The 24,591-nt window shown below is 70.3% G+C and carries 23 protein-coding genes; 12 read left to right on the top strand and 11 right to left on the bottom strand.

Features of this window, described 5'->3' with window-relative positions:
- Nucleotides 1-25 precede the first annotated feature (25 nt).
- The 3 genes from ACWD2L_RS12245 to ACWD2L_RS12235 form a co-directional block, all read right to left on the bottom strand.
- Nucleotides 26-1,042 carry a CopD family protein gene (locus ACWD2L_RS12245; protein ID WP_451189429.1) on the bottom strand — a complete coding sequence of 339 codons (1,017 nt, stop codon included), beginning with the start codon at nt 1,040-1,042 and terminating at the stop codon, nt 26-28.
- Between the two features lie 145 nt (nt 1,043-1,187).
- Complete coding sequence (locus ACWD2L_RS12240; RefSeq protein WP_351336458.1) at nt 1,188-2,600, bottom strand: CoA transferase; 1,413 nt, start codon at nt 2,598-2,600, stop codon at nt 1,188-1,190.
- A 134-nt stretch (nt 2,601-2,734) separates the two neighbouring features.
- Nucleotides 2,735-4,264 (bottom strand): S8 family serine peptidase, encoded by a 1,530-nt coding sequence (locus ACWD2L_RS12235; RefSeq protein ID WP_351336456.1) that lies wholly within the window; start codon nt 4,262-4,264, stop codon nt 2,735-2,737.
- A 270-nt stretch (nt 4,265-4,534) separates the two neighbouring features.
- On the opposite strand from ACWD2L_RS12235, the gene ACWD2L_RS12230 reads away from it, so the two are divergent.
- From ACWD2L_RS12230 to moaA, 3 genes are all read left to right on the top strand, one after another.
- Nucleotides 4,535-4,903 (top strand): DUF485 domain-containing protein, encoded by a 369-nt coding sequence (locus ACWD2L_RS12230; RefSeq protein WP_351336453.1) that lies wholly within the window; start codon nt 4,535-4,537, stop codon nt 4,901-4,903.
- An 8-nt stretch (nt 4,904-4,911) separates the two neighbouring features.
- Nucleotides 4,912-6,531 carry a solute symporter family protein gene (locus ACWD2L_RS12225; protein ID WP_351336548.1) on the top strand — a complete coding sequence of 540 codons (1,620 nt, stop codon included), beginning with the start codon at nt 4,912-4,914 and terminating at the stop codon, nt 6,529-6,531.
- A 150-nt stretch (nt 6,532-6,681) separates the two neighbouring features.
- Nucleotides 6,682-7,671 carry a GTP 3',8-cyclase MoaA gene (gene moaA, locus ACWD2L_RS12220; RefSeq protein WP_351336450.1) on the top strand — a complete coding sequence of 330 codons (990 nt, stop codon included), beginning with the start codon at nt 6,682-6,684 and terminating at the stop codon, nt 7,669-7,671.
- Between the two features lie 4 nt (nt 7,672-7,675).
- On the opposite strand, the gene ACWD2L_RS12215 is transcribed toward moaA, so the two are convergent.
- Nucleotides 7,676-7,924, bottom strand: a complete 249-nt coding sequence (locus ACWD2L_RS12215) for a hypothetical protein (RefSeq protein ID WP_351336448.1) — start codon at nt 7,922-7,924, stop codon at nt 7,676-7,678.
- 205 nt (nt 7,925-8,129) lie between these two features.
- Nucleotides 8,130-8,480 carry a DUF3099 domain-containing protein gene (locus ACWD2L_RS12210; protein WP_351336445.1) on the bottom strand — a complete coding sequence of 117 codons (351 nt, stop codon included), beginning with the start codon at nt 8,478-8,480 and terminating at the stop codon, nt 8,130-8,132.
- Nucleotides 8,481-8,706: 226 nt separating this feature from the next.
- Here ACWD2L_RS12210 and ACWD2L_RS12205 point away from each other — a divergent pair, with 226 nt between their 5' ends.
- Nucleotides 8,707-8,982 carry a GlsB/YeaQ/YmgE family stress response membrane protein gene (locus tag ACWD2L_RS12205; RefSeq protein ID WP_351336442.1) on the top strand — a complete coding sequence of 92 codons (276 nt, stop codon included), beginning with the start codon at nt 8,707-8,709 and terminating at the stop codon, nt 8,980-8,982.
- Nucleotides 8,983-9,063: 81 nt separating this feature from the next.
- Here the strand turns inward: ACWD2L_RS12205 and tyrS are convergent, their stop codons facing one another.
- The 3 genes from tyrS to ACWD2L_RS12190 form a co-directional block, all read right to left on the bottom strand.
- A complete protein-coding gene (tyrS, locus tag ACWD2L_RS12200; RefSeq protein ID WP_351336439.1) occupies nt 9,064-10,338 on the bottom strand; it encodes a tyrosine--tRNA ligase in 1,275 nt (424 codons plus the stop codon).
- A 102-nt stretch (nt 10,339-10,440) separates the two neighbouring features.
- Nucleotides 10,441-11,835: a metallopeptidase TldD-related protein gene (locus tag ACWD2L_RS12195; protein WP_351336437.1), complete on the bottom strand. Its 1,395-nt coding sequence runs from the start codon at nt 11,833-11,835 to the stop codon at nt 10,441-10,443.
- The gene (locus ACWD2L_RS12190) at nt 11,832-13,355 is read right to left on the bottom strand and encodes a TldD/PmbA family protein (protein ID WP_351336435.1); all 1,524 of its coding nucleotides are present in this window, start codon (nt 13,353-13,355) and stop codon (nt 11,832-11,834) included. The genes ACWD2L_RS12195 and ACWD2L_RS12190 overlap by 4 nt, the downstream gene beginning before the upstream one ends.
- Before the next feature lie 208 nt (nt 13,356-13,563).
- Between ACWD2L_RS12190 and fabG the strand changes: the two genes are divergently transcribed.
- The 3 genes from fabG to ACWD2L_RS12175 all read left to right on the top strand — a co-directional run bounded on the left by fabG (nt 13,564) and on the right by ACWD2L_RS12175 (nt 15,531).
- Nucleotides 13,564-14,283, top strand: a complete 720-nt coding sequence (fabG, locus tag ACWD2L_RS12185) for a 3-oxoacyl-[acyl-carrier-protein] reductase (protein ID WP_351336432.1) — start codon at nt 13,564-13,566, stop codon at nt 14,281-14,283.
- Between the two features lie 5 nt (nt 14,284-14,288).
- Entirely contained in the window at nt 14,289-15,074 is a 786-nt protein-coding gene (gene fabI / locus ACWD2L_RS12180; protein ID WP_351336430.1) for an enoyl-ACP reductase FabI, read from the top strand.
- Between the two features lie 82 nt (nt 15,075-15,156).
- Nucleotides 15,157-15,531 carry a hypothetical protein gene (locus ACWD2L_RS12175; protein ID WP_351336428.1) on the top strand — a complete coding sequence of 125 codons (375 nt, stop codon included), beginning with the start codon at nt 15,157-15,159 and terminating at the stop codon, nt 15,529-15,531.
- Here the strand turns inward: ACWD2L_RS12175 and ACWD2L_RS12170 are convergent.
- Nucleotides 15,506-16,201 carry a FadR/GntR family transcriptional regulator gene (locus tag ACWD2L_RS12170; protein WP_351336426.1) on the bottom strand — a complete coding sequence of 232 codons (696 nt, stop codon included), beginning with the start codon at nt 16,199-16,201 and terminating at the stop codon, nt 15,506-15,508. The genes ACWD2L_RS12175 and ACWD2L_RS12170 overlap by 26 nt on opposite strands.
- A 90-nt stretch (nt 16,202-16,291) precedes the next feature.
- Here ACWD2L_RS12170 and ACWD2L_RS12165 point away from each other — a divergent pair, with 90 nt between their 5' ends.
- The 4 genes from ACWD2L_RS12165 to ACWD2L_RS12150 all read left to right on the top strand — a co-directional run bounded on the left by ACWD2L_RS12165 (nt 16,292) and on the right by ACWD2L_RS12150 (nt 18,749).
- Nucleotides 16,292-17,587 carry a CynX/NimT family MFS transporter gene (locus ACWD2L_RS12165; RefSeq protein ID WP_451189420.1) on the top strand — a complete coding sequence of 432 codons (1,296 nt, stop codon included), beginning with the start codon at nt 16,292-16,294 and terminating at the stop codon, nt 17,585-17,587.
- Between the two features lie 75 nt (nt 17,588-17,662).
- The gene (locus ACWD2L_RS12160; protein WP_351336545.1) at nt 17,663-17,773 is read left to right on the top strand and encodes an SGM_5486 family transporter-associated protein; all 111 of its coding nucleotides are present in this window, start codon (nt 17,663-17,665) and stop codon (nt 17,771-17,773) included.
- Nucleotides 17,774-17,939: 166 nt separating this feature from the next.
- A complete protein-coding gene (locus tag ACWD2L_RS12155) occupies nt 17,940-18,146 on the top strand; it encodes a hypothetical protein (RefSeq protein WP_351336423.1) in 207 nt (68 codons plus the stop codon).
- A gap of 84 nt (nt 18,147-18,230) precedes the next feature.
- A complete protein-coding gene (locus tag ACWD2L_RS12150) occupies nt 18,231-18,749 on the top strand; it encodes a SixA phosphatase family protein (protein ID WP_351336421.1) in 519 nt (172 codons plus the stop codon).
- A 94-nt stretch (nt 18,750-18,843) separates the two neighbouring features.
- Here the strand turns inward: ACWD2L_RS12150 and serB are convergent, their stop codons facing one another.
- Together serB and ACWD2L_RS12140 are read right to left on the bottom strand one after the other, a co-directional pair.
- Complete coding sequence (serB, locus tag ACWD2L_RS12145; protein WP_351336418.1) at nt 18,844-20,085, bottom strand: phosphoserine phosphatase SerB; 1,242 nt, start codon at nt 20,083-20,085, stop codon at nt 18,844-18,846.
- Nucleotides 20,086-20,209: 124 nt separating this feature from the next.
- The gene (locus tag ACWD2L_RS12140) at nt 20,210-21,694 is read right to left on the bottom strand and encodes a streptophobe family protein (protein ID WP_451189416.1); all 1,485 of its coding nucleotides are present in this window, start codon (nt 21,692-21,694) and stop codon (nt 20,210-20,212) included.
- Between the two features lie 285 nt (nt 21,695-21,979).
- Here ACWD2L_RS12140 and ACWD2L_RS12135 point away from each other — a divergent pair, with 285 nt between their 5' ends.
- Nucleotides 21,980-24,517, top strand: a complete 2,538-nt coding sequence (locus tag ACWD2L_RS12135; RefSeq protein WP_351336415.1) for an ABC transporter ATP-binding protein/permease — start codon at nt 21,980-21,982, stop codon at nt 24,515-24,517.
- The last annotated feature ends 74 nt before the right edge of the window (nt 24,518-24,591 follow it).

The following is a 24,591-nucleotide window of genomic DNA, read 5'->3' as shown; positions in this document are numbered from 1 at the left end:
CTCGCCTTCTGTATAAGGCGATCGCTCACCAGCGGATCGGCACCGGCAGCGCCGTCAACGCCGCCGACACCGCCACCACGACCGTCAGGATCACGATCTCCGCGCGGGCGGGCGCGTAGGCGTTCCCGCGGTCCGGGGCGCGGCGCAGCCGCAGCCGCGCCGCCAGGGCGAGTCCTGCGACGACGGCGACGAGGAGCACCTTCGCGAGCAGCACGCGCCCGTACGCCGTCGTCGCCAACTGGTCGAGGATCGTGCTCGGCGGCATCCGGCGCAGGGTGCTGCACACGCCCGTCGCGGTGATGGCCGCGAGCAGCGCCGCGGCCACGCGCGCGTAGAGGCCGAGAAGTGCCGTGCCCGCCTCGGGGGCGGTCGTGCGCCAGGCGTGCGTTGTGCGCAGCACGTACAGCAGCCCGCCCACCCACAGGGCGGCGCAGGTCAGATGGACCAGGGTGAGACCCGACCCGAGCAGCGCGCCGTCCTCGGCCGCAGGGTGCGCCCGCAGCGCCTCTGCGACGGCCACGGCGGCCAGGGGGAGGAGCGCCGTCGCGGGACGCCGCCTGGCGCACAGGCCCGCGAGCAGGAAGCCGTTGACCTCCACCAGCGCGAGCGTGCCGTCACGTGTCCCGCCCAGGCCACCGATGTCTAGGGCCGCGACGCTGTGCGGAATCAGGTTCCCGGACGCCACCACGGAGGCGAGCCCGAGCGCGGCCGCGAACCCGGCCCACGGCGCGTACGCCGACCAGATGCGGGGCGGCTCCCGCGACGGGTCCACCCTGCGGGCGAGGAACCCCGCGAACACCTCGCCCGCCTGGACGCACAACGCCGCGAACAGGACCGCACGCAGGAGCGCGATCACGCCGACGCCGGGCGCCGCTGCCTCACCGGTGCCGTCGAGGGCGGCGCGCGGCCCCAGCAGCGGGATCAGCGCGGCCACGGCGACGAGTACGAGCACGGCGACGGCGCGCCCCGCGCCGGGTCTGCGCAGGGAGACGTCGGCCCCGACGGAAACGGGGGCCTCGGTGGGCGGCGGTATGGAACTCACCACTGGATCTTCACCAGGCGACCCTGATTCCGGCAAGCGCAGACCAACAAGTGGGGCATGCGAATCCGGACCGTCAGAGGCCGGCTCCGGTGCTGCGCTGTGTCGGTTCACGACTACGTAGGACGCGATTTCGCGACCCCTTGGTTCACCCCGCCGGCAGCCACCCGGCATCGTCGCTGCCCCAACAGCCGGGAGGGCGCGCCCAGTTCGCGGGGCCGCCGTCGAACGACAAGGGTGGCAGGGCGTGCCGCAGGCGCCCGATCGGGCTGTCCGCCTCGGTCAGCCAGGCGGCAGGGTCGCCCGCCTCGTACGGCTCCGCGCGCTCGCCGTACTCTCCCGGGTGCGCTCCTTGGACGAGCCAAGCAGCCGTCTGCGCGAGCGCGAGCCGCACCACCCGCGAACCGCCCCGCGCCGTTTGCTCGGTGAGCGCGCGCAGCACCGCCGCCGCGAGCAGATAGCCCGTACCGTGGTCGAGCGCCTGCGCGGGCAGCGCTCCGGGGCGCGCGGCGGAGCCCTCGGCCGCCGCGATGCCCGACGCCACCTGGACGAGGCTGTCGAAGCCGCGCCGCCCGTTCCACGGCCCGTACCCGCCCCAGGCCGACAGCGCCGCCACCACGAGCCCCGGCCGCCGCTCCGCGAGCGCCTCCGGAGCGAGCCCGAACCGGTCGAGCGCGCCGGGCCGGTACCCCGTGACCACCACGTCCGCGCCCGCGAGCAACTCGTCGAACGTGCGCCGGTCCGCCGCGTCCGTCAGGTCGAGGCGGGCCGAACGCTTGCCGAAACCGGTGTCGGCGTGCGCGTCCGCCGCCTCCGGCAGCTGCGGCGCGTCCACCCGCAGCACGTCCGCGCCGAGCAGCGCCAGGGTGCGGGTGGCGACAGGACCCGCGATGACGCGCGTGAGGTCGAGGACCCGGATCCCGGCCGCGGGCGAGAGCACCCCGCGCGACAGCGTCCGGACCGGCGCCGTGTCCACCCGGTCGAGCGTCAGGAGCGGCTGGGCCGCCACCTGGGCGCCCTGCGGATGCGCCGCCCACTCCTCGGGCGTGCGCAGCGCGACAGCCAGGCCACCGGCCGCGTGGACCGTCTCCTCGACCTCCGGCGCGGAGCGCTCCGCGAGCAGCGGCGCCACCTCGTCCACGGTCGCGTCCACGCCGACCCCGAGGGCCGCGCACAGTCGCGCCCGGTGGTGCGGATAGTTCGCGTGGGTGCGCAGCCAGCCGTCCCGCGTGCGCCAGAAGCGCGACAGCGGCGCGAAGTTGACCGGCGCGCGCCCGTCGATCAGCAGATGCCGCTCGCTGGTGAACGCGGTGGCCACCGCGCCGTCGTCGACGCGCACCCGGATGGCGCCGAGGGGGTGCCTCGCACGCGTGGCGGCCAGTTCGGCAGCGGCGAGGGAGCAGCAGCCGACACAGGACCTGGCCAGGTCGACGACGGGGAGGCGGGCGGGCAGCGCACCCGCGCGCGTGCGGTACGAAACGCGGGCGAGCAGGGCGGGGTCGCCGCCGAGCGCCGCCCACGCGGCCCGGGTGTCGACCGGTGCATGGGGCGCATGTGTCATGTCCGCACTATCGCGCAGCACTTGGCCCGGCACACGGTCGGCACACGCAGGGGGCGGGTGGCGTGCGCCACCCGCCCCCTGTTCGACTCACATGTTTCGTACGGAGTGGGCCACTAAACGGGCTACTTGACGGCCTACTTGACGGCCTTCAGCGCGTCGACGATCCCGTACCCGTAGAAGCCGTTGCGCCGCTCGGGGCCTTCGCAGACCGCGTCGACCGTGCCGTCGCCGTCCCCGTCGTACGCGGTCGGGCACGCCTCCTTGTCGGCCTGCGCCTTCATGAGGGACTGCAGCTGCGCCGGAGTGGCCTTCGGATGCGTCGACTTGAGGAGCGCGGCGACGCCCGCGGCGTGCGGCGATGCCATCGACGTTCCCTGCAGCCAGCCGTACTGGTTGCCCGGCAGCGTGGACAGGATGCGGCCGTCCTGCGACGGGGTGTCGGCCGGCTTCTTGTACTTGTCGCCGCCCGGGGCCGCGATGTCGATGACACCGTTGCCGTACGTCGAGTAGTACGACTTGGCCTTGGTCACGCCCGTCGCGCTCACCGTGACGACACCCGGCAGCTGGGTGGGGATGTCGAAGCAGGTGTGCGGGTCGATCGTGCGGTTCACCGGCGTCGAGTCGTCGGGGCTCGTGTCGTCCACGATCGCGTCGGCGTCGAGGTCGTGGTTGGAGTTGCCCGCGGACGCCAGGTTCAGGGTGCCCTTCTTCTGGGCGTACAGCTGGGCCCGGTTGACCGCGTCGACGATGGCCCGCTGGTCGGGATCGTCCATGCAGTTGTACTGCCACGGGTCCACGTAGTAGCTGTTGTTGGTGACCTCGATGCCGTGGTCCGCGGCGAACACGAAGGCGCAGACCACGCTCTCCGGGTAGAACAGCTCGCTGACCGGGTCGGCCACCTTGATGCCCGCGACCTTGACGCCGGGCGCGACACCGGCGACGCCGATCCCGTTGCGTGCGGCGGCGATCTCACCTGCGACGTGCGTGCCGTGGTAGTGGTCCGGGTTCGCGGGCCGCCAGGCGCCCGGCGAGGTGTCCGCCTTGCCGCCGACACAGTTCGCGGACTGCGACGCGGAGAAGTTCGGGGCGAGGTCGGGGTGGGTGTCGTCCACGCCGGTGTCGATGACGCCGACCGTGACCCTCTTACTGCCCGGGTTGATCTTCGCGGCCTTGTCGGCGCCCATCGCCCGCAGGTCCCACTGGTCGGCCTCGAGCGGCTCCTGCGCGGAAGTGGCCTGCGCGGCAACGGACTTGGCGTCCGTCTTCGACAGCTTCTGGACGGCGCCCTCTTCGGTGGTGCCGGCCGGGCTGAGCGGCGCTGTGCGGGTCGCGCCCGCCGTGGCCACTCCCTTCGCCGCGCGTATTCGCTTGCCGAAGTCGGCGTTCGAGGACTGCACGACGAAGACGCCGATCTTCGCGTACGTCGCGACTATGGAGCCGTCCGCCGCGGATATCGCCTTGCCCACTGAGGAGATCGTGCGGGCATCGGTGCCGCGCGTGTTCACCACGTACGTGAGTGAGGAGGCCGAGCTGCTCGAACCGGCCGTTACCGCGTGGGAGTCGGGTGCCGCGACCGCCGTCGGCAGGAAGCCGAAGGAGGCTGTCAGCGCGATGCCGATCGGCAGGGCGAGGGCCAGCCGGCGTCTGCCAGGCAGATGAGCCATGGGGTCTCCACATCATCCGTCGTTTATGGAAATGCCCGGTACACGAGTGCGTCCTGGGCAGGTACATGACGCGTAGTGCGGTGTGAACGTATCCCTGGCCAGCGCGGTTCATCAATGAATCCCGAAAGAATCAAGGCGAGTTGAACCACCACGCTCGTGCTCCCGTGCCGTTGTGCAAGGGGGCGGGGCGCTCTACCATCGCGACCCGGCCCGCGTGATCCAGATCACGCCGAGGTGAGATACAGCAGCACCCCATCATGAGGAGAGTCCGTGGCCACCGACGCACCACCACCGCAGCAGGGCAGCCCGCACGACGGGCCCGCGCTGCCCTCCACCGAGAATTTCATCGAGGTGCAGGAAGGCGCGGAGTTCGGTGAACTGCGCCGCGCGCACCGCTCGTTCGCCTTCCCGCTGACCATCGCGTTCATCGCGTGGTACCTCGTGTACGTGCTGCTGTCGAGCTACGCGGGCGACTTCATGGGCACCAAGTTGTTCGGCAACATCAACGTCGCCCTCGTCCTCGGGCTCGCCCAGTTCCTGACCACGTTCCTCATCGCCTGGTGGTACTCGCGGCACGCCGCCACCAAGCTCGACCCGAAGGCCGAGGCCATCAAGTCCCGTCTGGAGGGCGGCGCGTGAACCCCCACATGTCACAACAGGTGACCCTGGCCGCCGAGGCGAGCGAGCACCGGCCGCTGATCATCAGCCTGTTCGCGGTGTTCGTCCTCGCGACCCTCGTCATCACCGTCTGGGCGGGCCGCCAGACCAAGAGCGCGTCCGACTTCTACGCGGGCGGCCGCCAGTTCACCGCCTTCCAGAACGGTCTCGCGGTCTCCGGCGACTACATGTCCGCCGCGTCCTTCCTCGGCATCGCCGGCGCCATCGCCCTCTTCGGCTACGACGGCTTCCTCTACTCGATCGGCTTCCTGGTCGCCTGGCTCGTCGCCCTGCTCCTCGTCGCCGAACCGCTGCGCAACTCCGGCCGCTACACGATGGGCGACGTCCTCGCCTACCGGATGCGCCAGCGCCCTGTGCGCACGGCGGCCGGTGTCTCGACGATCGTCGTCTCGATCTTCTACCTGCTCGCGCAGATGGCGGGCGCGGGCGTCCTCGTCTCGCTGCTGCTCGGCATCACCACGGACGCGGGCAAGATCCTCATCGTCGCGCTCGTCGGCGTCCTGATGATCGTGTACGTCACCATCGGCGGCATGAAGGGCACCACCTGGGTGCAGATGGTCAAGGCGGTGCTCCTCATCGCGGGCACGATCCTGCTGACCTTCCTCGTCCTGCTGAAGTTCAACTTCAACATCTCGGACCTGCTGGGCACGGCGGCCGAGAACAGCGGCAAGGGTTCGGCGTTCCTGGAGCCCGGACTGAAGTACGGCCTCACCTCGACGTCGAAGATCGACTTCATCTCGCTCGGCATCGCGCTCGTGCTCGGCACGGCGGGCCTGCCGCACATCCTGATCCGCTTCTACACGGTGCCCACCGCCAAGGCCGCCCGTAAGTCCGTCAACTGGGCCATCGGCATCATCGGCGCCTTCTACCTGATGACGATCGCGCTCGGCTTCGGCGCGGCCGCGCTCATCAAGCCGGACGAGATCATCGCCTCCAACCCGGCGGGCAATACGGCGGCACCCCTGCTGGCGCTCCATTTGGGCGGCGTCGACTCCAGCTGGGGCGCGATCCTGCTCGCCTCCATCTCCGCGGTCGCCTTCGCCACGATCCTCGCGGTCGTCGCGGGCCTGACCCTCGCCTCGTCCTCCTCGTTCGCGCACGACATCTACGCGAACGTCATCAAGAGGGGGCAGGCGTCCGAGAAGCAGGAGATGAAGGCGGCCCGCTGGGCCACCGTCTTCATCGGCATCGTCTCGATCGCCCTCGGCGCGCTCGCCCGCGACCTGAACGTGGCGGGCCTCGTCGCCCTGGCCTTCGCGGTCGCGGCCTCCGCGAACCTGCCGACGCTCCTGTACTCCCTCTTCTGGAAGCGGTTCAACACCAACGGCGCGCTCTGGTCGATCTACGGCGGCCTGTTCACGGCGGTCTTCCTCGTCTTCTTCTCGCCCGTCGTCTCGGGCAACGAGAAGACCTCCATGTTCAAGGGCGTCGACTTCCACTGGTTCCCGCTGGAGAACCCGGGCATCATCTCGATCCCGGTCGGCTTCCTGCTGGGCATCATCGGCACCTACGTCGCCAAGGAGAAGGCCGACAAGGGCAAGTACGCCGAGCTCGAGGTCCGCTCCCTGACGGGCACCGGAGCCCACTGACCTGCTCCGTCCCCGTGTGCCGTGCCCCGCCTCGTAGGGATCTACGAGGCGGGGCACGGCACACTCGTCTGTTCGCAGGCCTGCCGCTGTCAGCGCCGTCACGTAGGCTCGGGATCAGTACGCAAGAACACGCTGAGGGAGGGGGCCCACGTGCTCATCGACACTTTCGGCCGAGTGGCAACCGACCTGCGGGTCTCGCTGACCGACAGGTGCAATCTGCGGTGTACGTACTGCATGCCCGAAGAGGGCCTGCAGTGGCTGGCCAAGCCCGATCTGCTCGACGACGACGAGATCGTCCGCCTCATCCGCATCGCGGTCACCGACCTCGGCATCACCGACGTCCGTTTCACCGGCGGCGAGCCCCTGCTCAGGCCCGGTCTGGTCGGCATCGTCGAGCGGGTCGCGGCCCTTGAGAACCGCCCGAAGATGTCCCTGACGACGAACGGGATCGGGTTGAAGCGCACGGCGCAGGCGCTCAAGGAGGCGGGCCTCGACCGGGTCAACGTCTCACTGGACACGCTCCGCCCCGATGTCTTCAAGACCCTCACCCGCCGCAGCCGGCACAAGGACGTCATCGAGGGCCTCGAAGCGGCGAGCGACGCGGGCCTGACGCCGGTGAAGGTCAACTCGGTCCTGATGCCGGGGCTGAACGAGGACGAGGCCCCCGACCTCCTCGCCTGGGCGGTCGAGCACGACTACGAGTTGCGCTTCATCGAGCAGATGCCGCTCGACGCCCAGCACGGCTGGAAGCGCGAGGGCATGATCACCGCGGGCGACATCCTCGCCTCGCTGCGTACGCGCTTCGAGCTCACCGAGGAAGAGGCCGGCGAGCGGGGCTCCGCGCCTGCCGAGCGGTGGATCGTGGACGGAGGGCCGCACCGGGTGGGCGTCATCGCCTCGGTGACCCGCCCGTTCTGCTCGGCCTGCGACCGCACGCGGCTCACGGCGGACGGCCAGGTCCGCACCTGCTTGTTCGCCACGGAGGAGACGGATCTGCGGGCGGCCCTGCGCTCCGACATGCCGGACGAGGAGCTGGCCGCCATATGGAAGCGCGCCATGTGGGGCAAGAAGGCGGGCTCGGGGCTCGACGACCCGTCGTTCCTGCAGCCGGACCGCCCGATGTCGGCGATCGGCGGCTGAGGCCTCAGCCCTCGGAGGCCTCGGGGTCGTCCCACTCCGCCAGCGCCACGACATCCTTCAGGAAGCCGCGTACGCCAAGGAACTTGGCCAGGTGCTCGCGGTGCTCGTCGCACGCCAGCCACGTCTTGCGGCGCTCCGGAGTGTGCAGCTTCGGGTTGTTCCACGCGAGCACCCACACCGCGTCGGCGCGACAGCCCTTGGCCGAGCACTGGGGAGTTTCGGGTGACGGTCCGGAGAGGTTCGCGAGGTTCACGCGTCAACCTTAAACGCCCCGGAAATGGCGACGCCGAGCAGCCACGGGGGGAGCTGCCCGGCGTCGGTCCGTCGCTCCGACGGGGGATGCGGAGCGCTCACGCAGTATGTCACGCGGGACCCGCCGCCCGGCACCGGAACAACATGATTGATCTGAGCTTTTCTTGAGCTTTGTCGACCGATTGTGCGCCGGCGTGAACCCGCGCTCAGGCCCGGTCTTCCGGGGCGGATTCCGTGGGATCGGCGGACGGCACCGGCGAGATCATGGGGCGCGAGGGCGCGGGCACGAAGGTCGACGGAAGCCCGGGGGCGTTCTCCCGGCCCGCGTTGGCGAAGACCACGGCGACGTAGGGCAGGAGTACGCCGAGCACCAGCGTCACGATGGCGACGTGCCGTTCCACGTTCCACAGCACTGCGGTGAGAATCACGGAAACGGTGCGGACGGACATCGAGATGATGTAGCGACGCTGTCGGCCGCGGACATCGTCGGCCAGCCCTTGCCGGGCTCCCGTGATCCGGAAAACCTCTGCTCCGCCGTTGTCCTTGCGCTTCCGCATCACGCTCCACCACCCGCCAGCTCGCCGGACTCTCCCCGGACCGGACTGCGTCCACGGTACGCCCGGTATGCGTCGCCTACGAGACCGGGGGCGGGCCCGCCCCGGGAGAGCTGCCTGCGACATACCACGTACGGAGCCGTCCGACATGCGCCGTATGGCGTACGCGGTGAGACTGATCGCGCGGGGTGACCGTTCGGCGTCCCGCACCGCGCGAGGAGGCGACGACATGAGCTGGTTGTGGGCGATCATCGTGGGCTTGGTGCTTGGCCTGATCGCGAAGGCGATCCTGCCCGGCAAGCAGCAGATCCCGCTGTGGCTGACAGTGGTCTTCGGCATCATCGGCAGCGTCCTGGGCAACTGGGCGGCCACGGGGCTGGGCGTCAACGACACCAAGGGCATCGACTGGATCCGCCACCTGCTGCAACTGATCGGAGCGGTGGTCGTGGTCGGCGTGGGCGACCGGGTGTGGGTGGCGCTGCGCGGAAACAAGAGCAAGGCCTAGACGATGTGCGAGTGTCCCGCACCCCGGAAAGGGTGCGGGACACTCGCACATCGTGCTCGGGCCTGAACCGAACGACGGGCCCTACGCGCCCTTGACCTCCACGGCTGCCAGGTTCTTCTTGCCGCGCCGCAGCACCAGCCACCGCCCGTGCAGCAGCTCGTCCGCGCCCGGCACGAAGTCCTCGGCGGCGACCTTGACGTTGTTCACGTACGCGCCGCCCTCCTTCACGGTGCGGCGCGCGGCCGACTTGCTGGCGACGAGGCCGACCTCGGCGAACAGGTCGACGACCGGGCCGAGCTCGGCGACCTCGGCCTTCGGCAGCTCGGAGAGCGCCGCGGCGAGCGTCGCCTCGTCCAGGTCCGCCAGGTTTCCGTCGCCCTGACCGAACAGCGCCTTCGACGCGGAGATCACGGCGGCCGTCTGGTCGGCGCCGTGCACCAGCGTCGTCAGCTCCTCGGCCAGCGCGCGCTGCGCGGCACGGGCCTGCGGCCGCTCCTCCGTCTGCCGCTCCAACTCCTCCAGCTCCGCAGGGGACTTGAAGGACAGGATGCGCATGTACTTCGAGATGTCCCGGTCGTCCGTGTTCAGCCAGAACTGGTAGAACGCGTACGGTGTCGTCATCTGCGGGTCGAGCCAGATGGCACCGCCCTCGGACTTGCCGAACTTGGTGCCGTCCGCCTTCACCATCAGCGGCGTCGCGAGGCAGTGCGCCACCGCGTCCGGCTCCAGGCGGTGGATCAGGTCGAGCCCCGCCGTGAGGTTGCCCCACTGGTCGGAGCCGCCCTGCTGGAGCGTGCACCCGTAGCGGCGGTACAGCTCCAGGAAGTCCATGCCCTGGAGGAGCTGGTAACTGAACTCCGTGTAGCTGATGCCCTCTTGGGACTCCAGGCGGCGGGCCACGGAGTCCTTCGTCAGCATCTTGTTGACCCGGAAGTGCTTGCCGATGTCGCGCAGGAACTCGATCGCGGACATCCCGGCGGTCCAGTCCAGGTTGTTCACCATCGTCGCCGCGTTCTCACCCTCGAAGTCGAGGAACGGCTCGATCTGCGAGCGCAGCCGGGAGACCCAGAGCGCGATCGTCTCCGGATCGTTCAGCGTGCGCTCCGCCGTCGGGCGCGGGTCGCCGATCTGGCCCGTGGCCCCGCCGACCAGGGCGAGCGGGCGCAGGCCCGCCTGCTGGAGCCGGCGCATGGTGAGGACCTGCACCAGGTGCCCGACGTGCAGGGAGGCCGCGGTCGGGTCGAAGCCGCAATAGAACGTGACCGGACCGTCCGCGAGCGCCTTGCGCAGTGCGTCCTCGTCAGTGGACTGGGCCCACAGGCCACGCCACTTCAGCTCGTCGACGATGTCGGTCACGGTTCTGGGTCTCCTCGAACAGGTGGAACAGAGGTCTGCTGGAACCCTGCCAGTCTATGGGCGGCCACCGACATCGCCGTACCGAGTTGTTCTGCGTGGGCCTCAGACGCCCTGGCTGACCGAGCTCATGTTGAAGTCCGGCACCCGCAGCGCGGGCATCGCGGCCCGAGTGAACCAGTCGCCCCACTCCCTCGGCAGCGTCTTCTCCGTCCGCCCCGCCTCCGTGGCCCGGCCGAGCAGGCCGACCGGCGACTCGTTGAACCGGAAGTTGTTCACTTCGCCCACGACCTCGCCGTTCTCCACGAGGTACACGCCGTCGCGGGTGAGCCCTGTGAGCAGCAGCGTCGCCGGGTCGACCTCCCGGATGTACCAGAGGCAGGTGAGCAGCAGCCCGCGACCGGTGCCCGCGACCATCTCGTCGAGGGACTTCGTGCCGCCGCCGTCGAGGATCAGGTTGTCGATCGCCGGGGCGACGGGCTGCCCGGTGAGCGCGGCGCTGTGCCGGGTCGTCGTGAGGTGCTTGAGCTCGCCCTCGGAGATCCAGTCCGTGGCGCCGACCGGCAGCCCGTTGTCGAACACCGACGACGCGTCACTGGAGGCGTGCGCGAGGACGAACGGCGCCGATTCGAGCCCCGGCTCGTGCGGATCGCTGCGCAGGGTCAGCGGCAGCTCGCTGAGCCGCTCGCCCAGCCGTGTACCGCCGCCAGGCTTGGAGAACACGGTGCGGCCCTCGGTCGCGTCCCGCGCCCCCGCCGACCACATCTGGTAGATCAGCAGGTCCGCCACTGCGGTCGGCGGCAGCAGCGTCTCGTAGCGGCCTGCCGGCAGGTCGATACGCCGCTCGGCCCACCTGAGCCGGGTGGCGAGCTCCGCGTCCATCGCCGCCGGATCGACGTCCTTGAAGTCCCGCGTGGAGCGCCCCGCCCACGCGGACCGCTTGCGTCCGTGCGACTTGGCGTTCAGCTCAAGGGTCCCGTTCGGCTGGTCGTGACGCAGCCGCAGCCCCGCCGACGTACCGAGGTAGCTGCTGGTCAGCTCGTGGTTGGCGAACCCGTACAGCTCGCGGCCGCCCGCCCTGGCCCGCGCGAACGCCTCGCCGAGCGCCGGCGCGAAGTCCACGAAGACGGCGGACGAGGTCTCGGCGGGCGCGTCCGTGAAGCCGGGGGAGTGCGCCACGTCGCCGACCAGCGGCTGCGCGTCCTCGGCGGGCCCGGCCTTGGCGGCGGCCTCCTCGGCGGCGCGGACCAGCGGCTCCAGGTCGTCCGCGGTCACCGCCGACCGGGACACGACACCGGACGCCGTGCCCTCCTTGCCGTCGACCGTCGCGACGACGGTGAGCGTGCGCCCGCGCGTGACGCCGTTCGTGGTGAGCGCGTTGCCCGCCCAGCGCAGATTGGCGGTGGACGTCTCGTCGGCGATGACCACACAGCCGTCGGCCCGCGACAGTTCGAGTGCGCGCTCGACGATCTCGTACGGCTTGCTGCTACGCGGGCTCATCGACCGGCCTCCTGCGTCGTATTGAGGATGTTGACGCCCTTGAAGAGCGCGCTCGGGCAGCCGTGCGAAACGGAGGCGACCTGGCCCGGCTGGGCCTTGCCGCAGTTGAAGGCGCCGCCGAGGACGTACGTCTGCGGGCCGCCGACCGCCGCCATGGAACCCCAGAAGTCGGTCGTCGTCGCCTGGTACGCGAAGTCCCGCACCTGCCCGGCGAGCTTCCCGCCCCGGATCGCGTACGCGCGCTGCGCCGTGAACTGGAAGTTGTAGCGCTGCATGTCGATGGACCACGACCGGTCACCCACCAGGTAGAGGCCGCGCTCCACCCCCGAGATCAGGTCCTCCGTCGCGAGCCCGCCCGGATCCGGTTGCAGCGACACATTCGCCATCCGCTGCACGGGCACGTGCTCGGGGGAGTCCGCGTACGCGCAGCCGTTGGAACGCTCGAAGCCGGTCAACTTGGCGATGCGCCGGTCGAGTTGATAGCCGGCGAGGATCCCGTCCTTCACCAGGTCCCAGGACTGCCCGGCCACACCCTCGTCGTCGTACCCGATGGTGGCGAGCCCGTGCTCGGCCGTCCGGTCGCCGGTCACGTTCATGAGCTCGGAGCCGTACTTGAGCTTCCCCAACTGGTCGAAGGTGGCGAAGGAAGTGCCCGCGTACGCCGCTTCGTAGCCGAGCGCACGGTCCAGCTCGGTCGCGTGCCCGATCGACTCGTGGATGGTCAGCCAGAGGTTGGACGGGTCCACGACCAGGTCGTACGCGCCCGCCCTGACGCTCGGTGCGCGCATCTTCTCGGCGAGCAGCTCGGGGATCTCGGCGAGCTCCCGGCCCCAGTCCCAGCCGGTCCCCGTGAGGTACTCCCAGCCGCGCCCCACTGGCGGCGCGACGGTGCGCATGGAGTCGAACTCGCCGCTGGAGTCGTCCACGGCGACCGCGGTCAGCTCCGGGTGCAGCCGCACGCGCTGCTGGGTCGTGACGGTCCCCGCCGTGTCCGCGTAGAACTTGTTCTCATGGACGCAGTACAGCGAGGCGTCCACGTGGGACACCCCGTCCGCCGAGAGCAGCCGCGCGCTCCAGTCGGCGAGCAGTCCGGCCCGCTCCTCCTCCGGCACGGTGAAGGGATCGATCTCGTACGAGGAGACCCAGGTCTTGTCGGCGTGCACGGGCTCGGACACCAGCTCCACCCGCTCGTCGGACCCCGCCGCCTTGATCACCTGCGCGCTCAGCTTCGCCATCGCGACGGCCTGCGAGGCCACCCGCGCCGCGCCGTCCATCGTCAGATCGACACCGGAGGCGAACCCCCAGGTCCCGCCGTGCACCACACGGACCGCATACCCCAGGTCCGTGCTGTCGGAGGACCCCGACGGCCTGGCGTCCCGTAGCCGCACGGAAGCGCCGCGGATCCGTTCCAGACGGAAGTCCGCGTGCTCGGCTCCCAACGCGCGTGCGCGCGCGAGAGCGGCGTCGGCGAGTGCCCTCAAGGGCAGTGCGAGGAACGACTGATCGATCTCATGGGCCATGGGCGGCTTCCCCTTCTGTCGAGTCTTCCTGGCGCGTCTTCTGTCACAGCACGGGCGGCACAGTGCGTGTGAGTGAACCACGACACGTGCTGTCTGTGAGAACCCCACAGACAGCACCCCTTCGCCCTGTCGTCCCCGGATTCGGCACCCGGTGCCGCGGCCGGATAGGTTCAGGACGTACCTGACCGCCGAACGAAAGGGTGATCCGTTGAGCCGCTCGGTTCTCGTCACCGGGGGAAACCGGGGCATCGGCCTCGCCATCGCCCGCGCCTTCCTGGAGCAGGGCGACAAGGTGGCCTTCACCTACCGCTCCGGAGAGCCCCCCAAGGAGCTCGTCGACGCCGGCGCCCTCGGCGTCCACTGCGACATCACGGACTCCCAGCAGGTGGACGCCGCCTACAAGGAGATCGAGGAGAAGCACGGCAACGTCGAGGTCCTCGTCGCCAACGCGGGCGTCACGAAGGACCAGCTCCTCATGCGGATGTCCGAGGAGGACTTCACGTCCGTCCTCGACACCAACCTCACCGGCACCTTCCGTGTCGTGAAGCGCGCCAACCGCGGCATGCTGCGCGCCAAGAAGGGCCGCGTCGTGCTGATCTCCTCCGTCGTCGGCCTGCTCGGCTCGGCGGGGCAGGCGAACTACGCCGCTTCGAAGGCGGGTCTGGTCGGTTTCGCGCGCTCGCTCGCCCGTGAGCTCGGTTCGCGCAACATCACCTTCAACGTCGTCGCCCCCGGTTTCGTGGACACCGACATGACCCAGGCGCTCACCGACGAGCAGCGCAAGGGCATCGTGTCGCAGGTGCCGCTCGGCCGGTACGCGCAGGTCGAGGAGATCGCCGGAGTGGTGAAGTTCCTGACCTCCGACGACGCCGCGTACATCACTGGAGCCGTCATCCCGGTTGACGGCGGACTGGGAATGGGTCACTGAACACGATGACGAACACGGCTGGAATCCTCGAGGGCAAGAAGATCCTCATCACCGGTGTGCTGATGGAGTCCTCCATCGCCTTCCACACCGCGAAGCTGGCCCAGGAGCAGGGTGCGGAGATCATCCTCACCGCCTGGCCGCGGCCGACGCTCACCGAGCGCATCGCCAAGAAGCTGCCCCACCCGGAGAAGGTCAAGGTCCTTGAGCTCGACGTCTCCAACGACGAGCACCTCGCCCGCCTTGAGGGCCAGGTCCGTGAGCAGCTCGGTGACCGGCTCGACGGTGTCGTGCACTCCATCGGCTTCGCGCCGCAGGACGCCCTCGGCGGGAACTTCCTGAACACGCCGTTCGAGTCCGTCTCCACGGCCATGCACGTCTCCGCCTTCTCGCTGAAGTCGCTGACGATGGCGCTGCTGCCGCTGATGACCGAGGGCGGTTCCGTCGTGGGTCTGACCTTCGACGCGCAGTTCGCCTGGCCGCAGTACGACTGGATGGGCCCGGCCAAGGCCGCCCTGGAGGCGACGAACCGCTACATGGCGCGTTACCTGGGCGAGCACGACGTCCGCAGCAACCTGGTCTCGGCGGGCCCGCTCGGCTCCATGGCCGCCAAGTCCATCCCCGGCTTCAGCGACCTGGCCGCCGTGTGGGACTCGCGCTCCCCGCTGGAGTGGAAGCTGGACGACCCGGAGCCCGCCGGCAAGGCCATCGTCGCGCTGCTCTCGGACTGGTTCCCGAAGACGACGGGCGAGATCGTGCACGTCGACGGCGGTCTGCACGCCATCGGCGCCTGACAGCTCCTGGCTCACTCGTTCGGCCCACCGGCCGGGCGGGCCGTAGGGACCTCCACGCACGCTGGTGCGAGGAGGTCCCTACGTGCGTCTGCACCCCCGTTTCACCGCCGCCGTCGTCGTCCTGTTGCTCTCGCTGCCGTACGTCGCCGCGTGCGCGCCGGCGCAGGGGGCGACAGCCGAAAAGGGCGGCCACGCGCGCGTGGCCGACAAGAAGCGGGAGCTTTCCGGCGCCGCGTGCCGGATCGACATCGACCGGGATCTCGTGAGCGCGATCTGCCACAACCCGTACCCGACGATCGACCGCGTCGCCCTGCACATCGAGTGCGCGAAGTGGTGGGACATCGACACGGACTCCCGCCCGAAGGCGGTCTTCCCGGCCGGGACGCTACGGATGGACGGCCGGTGCTGGAAGAACGTGCGGACCGCGTGGGTCAGTCACCACAAGCCCGCGAAGTGAGCCGACCGGGGCGGCAGTCGAACGGATAGCGCGCGGCTTCCTTGGCCGCGGCCTCGGCATCGCCCACCCGGATCGCGTCGACGAGCGTGGTGTGGTCCATGTGGTTCTCCGCGGTGAGCCGCTCGCCGACGTCCTCGCGCAGCCAGTCCCGCATGACCTCGCCGAGGTCCGCGTACATCGCCGTCAGCACCTCGTTGTGGGACGCGGCCACCACGGCCAGGTGGAACGTCGCGTCCGCCGACACGAACGCCTCCGTGTCCCCGGACGACCAGGCCTCCTCGCGCCGCACGAGCAGCGCGTCGAGCTGCTTCAGGTCGCGCTCGGTGCGCCGCTCCGCCGCGAACTTCGCCGCGCTCGACTCCAGCGTGGCGCGCAGCTCGGCGATGTCCTGCGGGGCGGCCTCGGCGAACCGCCGCTGCATGACGCCCGCCAGCTCACTCGTCGCCACGACGTACGTGCCCGAGCCCTGCCGGATGTCCAACAGGCCGTTGTGCGCCAGGGCGCGCACCGCCTCCCGCACCGTGTTCCTGGCCACACCCAGCTGTTCCACGAGCTCGGGCTCCGTCGGGATGCGGGAGCCCACCGGCCACTCGCCCGCGGAGATCTGGGCGCGCAGGGCGGAGATGACCTGCTCGGACAGGGCCGAGCGCTGGGGCGAGGTCAGCGGCATGACATTCCTTCGTGCGGAGTCGTGCGGGCGGTGTCGTACCGTAGCGAATCGATTGGACAACCAATCATCCCATGATTCTAAGATGGCCTCATGGCTAGTGAGGAAACCCCGACGATGGCACCACCGAGCGCCGACCCCGAGACCCCCCTGCGGACCGAGAACCCCGCCCCGCGCGCGTGGGTGGTCCGGCTGGTCATGGTTGGCATCGTGCTCGCCGCGGTGAACCTGCGGCCCGCCATCACCAGCCTCGGCGCCCTCCTCGAAGAGGTCCGCGACGGGCTCGGGATGAGCGGCAGCGTCGCCGGTCTCCTCACCTCCGTACCGCCGCTCTGCTTCGCCGTCTTCGGCGTGATGGCACCCCGGCTCGCCAAGCGCTTCGGCCCGAGCGCCGTCGTCTGCGCCGGCATGTTCGCCATCGCCGCGGGCCTCGTCATCCGCCCGTTCACCGGCGGCACTCCGGGCTTCCTCGTGGCCAGCGCGCTCGCCCTGATGGGCATCGCCGTCAGCAACGTGCTGATGCCGGTCATCGTCAAGCGCTGGTTCCCCGACAAGGTCGGCACCATGACCGGCCTGTACTCGATGGCCCTCGCGCTCGGCACCTCCACCGCGGCCGCCGCGACGGTGCCGGTGACCTCGGCACTCGGCGGGAGCTGGCAGGCCGGGCTCGCGGTGTGGACGGTGCTCGCCGTCGCGGCGGCCCTGGCCTGGCTGCCGCTCGTGGGCAAGAAGGACACGGCCACCCTGGCGGCAGCCGCCTCGCCCGCCGCCGAGTCCGTGGCGGCCTCCGAAGGCAGCGGTCTGCGCATCGCCCGCAGCCGTACCGCCTGGGCGCTCGCCGTCTTCTTCGGGCTCCAGGCCACGGCCGCGTACATCACGATGGGGTGGATGGCGCAGATCTTCCGCGACTCGGGGGTCTCCGCCTCGACCGCGGGTCTGCTGCTCGCCGTCACCATGGCGATGGGTATCCCGCTCGGCTTCGTCATCCCGAGGATGGCCGCCCGGCTGCCCAGCCAGGGGCCGATGGTGATCGCCCTCGGCATCTGCGGTCTCGCCGGTTACGCGGGCCTGTACTTCGCCCCGGCCTCCGGCGCCTGGGTGTGGGCGGTGCTGCTCGGCATCTCCAACTGTGCCTTCCCGCTGGCGCTCACCATGGTCGGAATGCGCGCCCGCACGGGCGCGGGTGTCGCCAAGCTGTCAGCCTTCGCGCAGTCCACCGGCTACCTGATCTCGATCCCCGGACCGCTGCTCGTCGGCGTCCTCTACCAGCACAGCGGGGGCTGGGGCGCACCGATCGCGCTCATGGCCGCGCTGATGGTGCCGCAGATCGTGGTCGGCGTCTTCGCGGGCCGTCGCCGCACCGTCGAGGACGAGGCGGGCCAGGCCTGATCCGAACGACAGGCCCAAGGCGGCCCCGGCATCCTGAGCGGCGGGGACAGGTGCGACACTTGGCGCATGTCGCCTGTGCTCGAGCCGAATCCCCAGAACGGCCAGAAGAAGCTGCTGCTCGTGCTCGGCACGATGCTGGCCATCACGGTCGTCGTCGGCATCATCGCGTCCATCGCAGCGCCCTGACGCCATGGTGGGGCTTTCCCCACCATCCCCTAGGGGGACAGTGTCAGGGTGAAGTGGGTGGATCACCGGATGGGCCCGAGGTCCCCGGTTCCGTACCTTCGAAGTGTCGCCGAGATCGTCGGCACACCGGACGAAGCGCATACGGAACACGGACCTCGGAGGCACCATGTCGGCCCCCACGCACTCCCGGCCCCGCGAGGCAGCCCCGGGTCGCGTCGACATCCGGCTGCCGTGGTGGGCGATCGTGCTCCCGGCCGTGGCCTTCGTGGCGCTGCTCCTGCTGATCCTCAACCCGGCCGACGCCCAGGCCGTCGCGGGCGAACCGAGCCTGGTCCACATACTTGGGCGCGCCAAGGACCTGGTGCTCCGCTAGCGAATCCGTGCGTCGTTCACTCGTGCCGGGCGACCCCGCCAACTCCCTGCGCCCGGCCGAGGGTTTCATGCGAAGCTGGGATGCATGAGCGTCGCAGAACCCCGCAGGATTGTCCTTTTCCGGCATGCCAAGGCGGACTGGCCGCAGGTCTCCGATCATGAGCGGCCGCTCGCCGAGCGGGGCCGCAGGGACGCCCCCGTCGCCGGCCGCAAGCTGGCCGACGCAGGCATCTCCTTCGACCTGGCCCTGTGCTCGACCGCCATGCGTACCCGAGAGACCTGGAAGCTCGCCGTGCAGGAGATGCCGGAGCGACCGAAGACCGTGTACGAGGAGCGGATCTACGAAGCGTCGCCCGGCGAACTGATCGCCGTGCTGAACGAGACCCCCGACGACGTGCACAACGCCGTGCTGATCGGCCACAACCCCGGCGTGCAGGCCCTCTCCGAGATCCTCGCCACGGACGCCGAGGGCGACGCCCGGCAGCGGCTGAACCGACGGGGCTTCCCGACCGCCGCGTTCTCCGTGCTCACATTCACCGGACCGTGGAAGAGCCTGGAGCCCGGCACCGCCACGCTCGCCGACTACTGGGCGCCGAGCGAGTAACCGTCACCGCCCGTCCGTCCGTCATACGCATACGTACGCCGTGGGGCCCGATACCGACGATCGGTACCGGGCCCCACGGCGTACGTATGACGTCCTACGCGCCCTGCGCGTCCGCGGCCTCGACCTCTTCGCGCGTGATGCCCAGCAGATACAGCACCGTGTCGAGGAACGGCACGTTCACCGCGGTGTGCGCGGCCTCGCGCACGACCGGCTTGGCGTTGAAGGCGACGCCGAGCCCCGCAGCGTTCAGCATGTCCAGGTCGTTCGCCCCGTCGCCGATCGCCACGGTCTGTTCGAGCGGCACCCCCGCCTCGGTGGCGAACCGCCGCAGCAGGCGCGCCTTGCCCGCGCGGTCCACGATCTCGCCCGTGACCCTGCCGGTCAGCTTGCCGTCGACGATCTCCAGGGTGTTCGCCTGCGCGAAGTCCAGCCCGAGGCGCTCCTTCAGATCGTCCGTGACCTGCGTGAACCCACCGGAGACCACGCCCACTTGGTAACCGAGACGCTTGAGCGTACGGATCAGCGTGCGCGCGCCCGACGTCAGCTGGACCTCGCTGCGCACCTTCTCCACGACCGAGGCGTCGAGGCCCGCGAGCAGCGCCACGCGCGCGTGCAGCGACTGCTCGAAGTCGAGCTCGCCGCGCATCGCCGCCGCCGTCACCTCGGCGACCTTGTCCTCGCAGCCCGCGTGCGCCGCGAACAGCTCGATCACCTCGTCCTGGATGAGCGTCGAGTCGACGTCCATCACGACGAGCCGCTGCGCCCTCCGGTGCAGCCCGGCCGAGACGACGGCCACGTCCACGCCCAGCCTTGCGGCCTCTATGGCGAGGACCGTGCGCAGCTCCTCCGTCGCGGTACCGGACACCGCGAACTCGACCGCCGTCACGGGGTACTTCGCGAGCCGGAAGATACGGTCGATGTTGCCGCCGGTGCCGGTGATGGAGGCCGCTATCGACGCGGTCGACTCGGCGGTGAGCGGGTGACCGAGGACGGTGACGTGGGAGCGGCCCGTGCCGCGCGGACGGTTGTCGCCGATGCCGGAGATGATCTCCGCCTGCATCTTCATCGACTCCGCCCAGCTGTGGACGGTCGACCGCAGGTCGCCTTCGAGCCCGGCCGGTGGCTGGGTGACCAGGGCGCACAGGACGATGCGGCCACGCGTGACGACCTGCTCGATGTCGACGACATCCACGGAGTAGGCGGCGAGGGTGTCGAAAAGCCCGGCGGTGATGCCGGGCCGGTCCTTGCCGAAGATCTTGACCAGAACAGTGGGGACGTCCACCGGAACGTCCACGGAAGGGGCATCAGCGGTGTGCTGGGGCTGCGAAGCGCTCATGATGCCCCCTACGTTATCGGTCCTTTGTACGCCCACCGCAATCAAGCCCCACCCCTCAAGCCCCGCCGGCGATTGAGGAGCGGGGTCCGGGGCAGAGCCCCGCGACCGCAACCCCGGCCGCCCCTCACGGTTCGTACGGCCGCAGATACGGATTCGTATCCGGATTGGCCGGCCGATAAGGCCGACTCGGCTGATACGGCCCGCTCGGCCCCGGCGGCCCCGCCGCCCCGTCGCCCGAGGGCGGCACGCCCCGAACCGCCCCACACACATACGCCAACACCGCCCCAACGACCCCCGCCCCGGCCCCCCACACCGCACCGAGCAGCACCGCCACCCCAACCTGCCCGTGCAACTCCACCCCCGCCCCGAACGCGTCGACCCCGAGGACCGAGAGCGACGCCCCCGCCGACACATCGGTGAGCCACACAAGGAGCGGCAGCGCGAGCGCCGTCACGCCCCCCAGCCGCACCGCGCACCGCCCCGCGAACCCCCAGACGCCCCCCGTCACGGGCGCTCGCACCGCCGCCAGCACCCCCGCGAGCAGCATCATCACGGCCACCCCGACGCCCAACAGCCACACCCTGCCGTCGAGTTCCGCGAGCCGCCCCAGCGTCACCGGCTCGTTCGCCGACGCCCCGAGCAGCTCGTCCAGCGGATCCGGCAGCAGCTTCGCGAGCTCACCCGTCGCCTTGCCGTCCCAGGGCACGAAGAGGCCGAGGGGGATGCCGAGCCACACCCCGTTGGGCGCCCCGAGCAGCGCGGCGCCCGCGATCCGCTTCGGATGGTCGTCGCCGATCATCGCGTACGCGGCCGCCGCCAGGCCCGCGACGACCGCCATCAGCAGTACCGCCACGAGCGCCGACGCGGCCGGGCGGACGGTCCGGTGCAGCGGGGCGAGCGCGCGCGGCAGCGGAGTGCGCCGGGACGCGAGCAGGGCGATCACCAGGACGCCCACCACGAACGCCGCGCCGCCGAGCAGTGAAGGAACCGTTTCCACGGTGAACCCGACGGAGGCCTTCGCGTCGACCAGATCGCCGACCTTGTCGGGCAGCAACCCGCCGATACCGCCCGGCAGTTTGTCCGAGATGCCCTCCGGCAGCCCGTTTTCGCCGCCCGTGATGTCGTCGAGCCCCAACTGCGAGCCGTCGATCGTGATGATGTCGTGACCGGCCCAGGCGAGGCCGCCCATCATCGCCACGAAGAGCGCCCCCACGGCGCCCACGCGCGCGAGGAGCTCCCTGGGCGACACCTCAACTCCCGCCGCCCGCAAGGAGCGTAGAAAGAACCAGCTCAGCGCGAGCGCCCCCACCAGGCCCACGCCGAGCGGCCAGATGTCGATCGAGGTGTCCGCCTGCGCGCCCTTGAGTCCGAAGGCCGAGACGTCCCCGGACGGCGTCACGCGCCCGCCCGCGCCGAGCGCCACCACCGCGGCCGTCATCGGCCCGAGTGAAGCGGCCGTGTCGGCGTCCAGCAAGTGCAGGCCGAGCGCCGCGACTCCGGCCATGGCGATGAACGCCCAGCTCACCGAGGCCACGGCGGACAGCAGGACATCGCCGACGGGCAGGCGCGCGCGCCGCTTCGCGCCGTGGCCACTCTCCGCCAAGGCCATCAAGGACCCCCCGATCCGGCCTGATCCAAACCACAGGCCCTACCCCTGAGATCCCAATTGCGCATGATCCGCCTGGAGTTGTGGGCTCGTACCACTCTCCGGGGCCGCATCCGTACCGTCAACGGGGTGGGTGCCAAGGGGTGTACAGGAGGTACGAAGGGGCTCGGCGCAAGGCCCGCCTTTCGGTCACGCGGTGCTTCCTGAAATAGTTCCTCACGATGTTCGACATCCCTAGACTCCCCATGTCGGGGGAAAAATTCGGGGGACAACTCAGTGGGGCATGGAGTGCCTGATCTCGTACTGGAATTGAATGGCAGGACCTGGACGCTCGACGCGTCCAGGCCGTACACCCTCGGACGTGATCCGCAGGGTGACATCGTGCTCGACGACGCCCGGGTGTCCTGGCGTCACGCCACGATCAGCTGGGGCGGCCGCAGTTGGGTCATCGAGGACCACGGCTCGACCAACGGCACCTTCGTGCAGGGGCAGCGGATCCACCAGATGGAGATCGGCCCCGGCTCGTCCGTGCACCTGGGCAACTCCACCGACGGCCCCTGCCTGAACGCGCAGGGCAGCGCCCGCGCCGCCGCCGTGGCCTCGCCGCACCAGGCCCAGCAGCAGGCCGCCGGCCTCGCGCAACAGCCGCCACCCCAGCACCAGCAGCAGCCGAGCTGGTCCCAACAGGCGTCGCAACAGGCGCCCCAACAGCGCGAGGCGCCGGGGCAGCAGTGGCCACAGCCACAGCCACAGGCGCGGAAGGTGCCGCAGCAGCAGGGCGCCGGCGGGGTCGCGGGGGCCCCGCCCGTGTACGGCGACCGCAGCCCCACCACGTTCCACCAGCTGGCACTCGGCCGCGTCATGCGCATCGGCCGCTCCCTGGAGAACGAGCTGGTCGTCTCCGACCTCCAGGTGTCGCGGCTGCACGCCGAGTTCCACGCGTCGCCCGATGGCCGCTTCGAGATCCACGACCTGGGCTCGCACAACGGCACGTACGTCAACGGCCAGCCGATCCCCAAGGGCGGCACGACCCTCCTCGGGCCGAACGACATCGTCGGCGTAGGACACTCGACGTTCCGCCTGGTCGGCGACCGCCTGGAGGAGTTCGTCGACACCGGTGACGTCTCCTTCTCGGCGCGCCACCTGACGGTCACCGTCGACGGCGGCAAGGACATCCTCAAGGACGTCTCCTTCGGCGTCCCGGAGAAGTCGCTCATCGCGGTCATCGGCCCCTCGGGCTCCGGAAAGTCCACCCTGCTCAAGGCGCTCACCGGTTACCGGCCCGCCAACAAGGGCGACGTCCTCTACGACAACCGGAACCTCTACAAGCAGTTCGCCGAGCTGCGCCAGCGCATCGGTCTGGTCCCGCAGGACGACATCCTGCACAAGGAACTGACCGTCAAGAAGGCGCTCAAGTACGCCGCCAAGCTGCGCTTCCCCGCGGACACCAGCGAGCAGGAGCGCCAGCAGCGCATCGACGAGGTGCTGCGCGAGCTCAAGCTGGACATCCACAAGGAGAAGAAGGTCACCTCCCTCTCCGGTGGCCAGCGCAAGCGCGTGTCGGTGGCCCTGGAGCTGCTCACCAAGCCGTCGCTGATCTTCCTGGACGAGCCGACCTCCGGCCTCGACCCGGGCATGGACCGCGACGTCATGCAGCTCCTGCGCGGGCTGTCCGACGACGGGCGCACGGTCCTCGTCGTCACCCACTCGGTGGCCGAGCTGGCGCTCTGCGACAAGCTGCTCGTGATGGCGCCGGGCGGCGCCGTCGCCTACTTCGGCCCGCCGGAGGAGGCTCTCAACTTCTTCGGCTACAAGACGTGGGCCGACGTGTTCTCGGCGTTCGAGAACTACCGCGACTACGACTGGGCGGGCCGCTGGAAGGGCTCGCAGCACTACCAGATGTACGCGGCCGACATCGACGCCGTCGCCGCGCAGTCGGACCCGGTGGCGCCGCCCGCCGCGATCAAGGCACCCAAGACGCAGCCCTGGGGCTCCCAGCTGATCACGCTGATCCGGCGCTACTGCTCGGTGATCGCCTCGGACAAGGGCTTCATGGGGCTGATGGTGATCCTGCCCGCGGTCCTCGGCATCGTCTCGGTGGTCATCCCGGCCGACTTCGGCCTGGGCCCGCCCAAGCCACCGGCCAAGTTCAACGGCGACGCCGGCACGATCATGCTGATCATCGCGGTCGGCATGTGCTTCTCCGCGGCGGCCAACTCGGTCCGTGAGCTGATCAAGGAGCGGGTCATCTACGAGCGAGAACGGGCCACCGGCCTGTCCCGCTCCGCGTACCTGATGTCCAAGGTCATCGTCCTCGGCTTCATCACGGCCATCCAGGGCGTCATCATCTGCGCGATCGGCTTCTCGACACGTGACCTTCCGAAGGAAGGTCTGGTGCTGCCGCCGGCCGCCGAGCTGTGCATCTCGATCATCGCGCTCGGCTTCACGTCGATGATGTTCGGGCTCGTCATCTCCTCGCTGGTGAAGACCTCCGAGAAGACGATGCCGCTGCTCGTCATGTTCGCGATCGTCCAGGTCGTGTTCACCGGCGTGCTCTTCCAGATCTACGGAACCGTGGGCCTGGAACAGTTCGCCTGGCTGATGCCGTCCCGCTGGGCGGTCGGCGCCGCCGGCGCCACCCTGGACCTCGGCCACCTGATGCCGCCGTGGGACCCGCAGAAGCCGAACGACCTGGATCCCCTGTGGGAGCACTCGGTCGGCCAGTGGGGCATGAACCTCACGGTTCTGATCGTGCTCGGCATCCTCTGCGGCGTCATGGTCGCGCGCCTGCTGCGCCGCCACGAGCCCGAGGTCATGCGCAAGTAGTCGACCCACCGCGGACACGCCTCCGGACGCGCCTGCGGACACACGAAGGGCGGCACCCTGTGGGTGCCGCCCTT

Source organism: Streptomyces sp. NPDC002754 (assembly GCF_053592315.1).
This window is presented reverse-complemented; position numbering and strand designations above follow the sequence as displayed.

Bases quoted from the DNA above. Each gene is read 5' to 3' on its own strand.
- serB (WP_351336418.1), bottom strand. From the start codon at position 20,085: ATGAGCGCTTCGCAGCCCCAGCACACCGCTGATGCCCCTTCCGTGGAC.
- ACWD2L_RS12165 (WP_451189420.1), top strand. From the start codon at position 16,292: ATGGCTAGTGAGGAAACCCCGACGATGGCACCACCGAGCGCCGACCCC.
- ACWD2L_RS12190 (WP_351336435.1), bottom strand. From the start codon at position 13,355: ATGGCCCATGAGATCGATCAGTCGTTCCTCGCACTGCCCTTGAGGGCA.
- ACWD2L_RS12170 (WP_351336426.1), bottom strand. From the start codon at position 16,201: ATGCCGCTGACCTCGCCCCAGCGCTCGGCCCTGTCCGAGCAGGTCATC.
- ACWD2L_RS12240 (WP_351336458.1), bottom strand. From the start codon at position 2,600: ATGACACATGCGCCCCATGCACCGGTCGACACCCGGGCCGCGTGGGCG.
- fabI (WP_351336430.1), top strand. From the start codon at position 14,289: ATGACGAACACGGCTGGAATCCTCGAGGGCAAGAAGATCCTCATCACC.
- ACWD2L_RS12150 (WP_351336421.1), top strand. From the start codon at position 18,231: ATGAGCGTCGCAGAACCCCGCAGGATTGTCCTTTTCCGGCATGCCAAG.
- ACWD2L_RS12210 (WP_351336445.1), bottom strand. From the start codon at position 8,480: ATGCGGAAGCGCAAGGACAACGGCGGAGCAGAGGTTTTCCGGATCACG.
- ACWD2L_RS12140 (WP_451189416.1), bottom strand. From the start codon at position 21,694: ATGGCCTTGGCGGAGAGTGGCCACGGCGCGAAGCGGCGCGCGCGCCTG.
- ACWD2L_RS12225 (WP_351336548.1), top strand. From the start codon at position 4,912: ATGTCACAACAGGTGACCCTGGCCGCCGAGGCGAGCGAGCACCGGCCG.
- ACWD2L_RS12235 (WP_351336456.1), bottom strand. From the start codon at position 4,264: ATGGCTCATCTGCCTGGCAGACGCCGGCTGGCCCTCGCCCTGCCGATC.
- ACWD2L_RS12195 (WP_351336437.1), bottom strand. From the start codon at position 11,835: ATGAGCCCGCGTAGCAGCAAGCCGTACGAGATCGTCGAGCGCGCACTC.
- ACWD2L_RS12155 (WP_351336423.1), top strand. From the start codon at position 17,940: ATGTCGGCCCCCACGCACTCCCGGCCCCGCGAGGCAGCCCCGGGTCGC.
- ACWD2L_RS12205 (WP_351336442.1), top strand. From the start codon at position 8,707: ATGAGCTGGTTGTGGGCGATCATCGTGGGCTTGGTGCTTGGCCTGATC.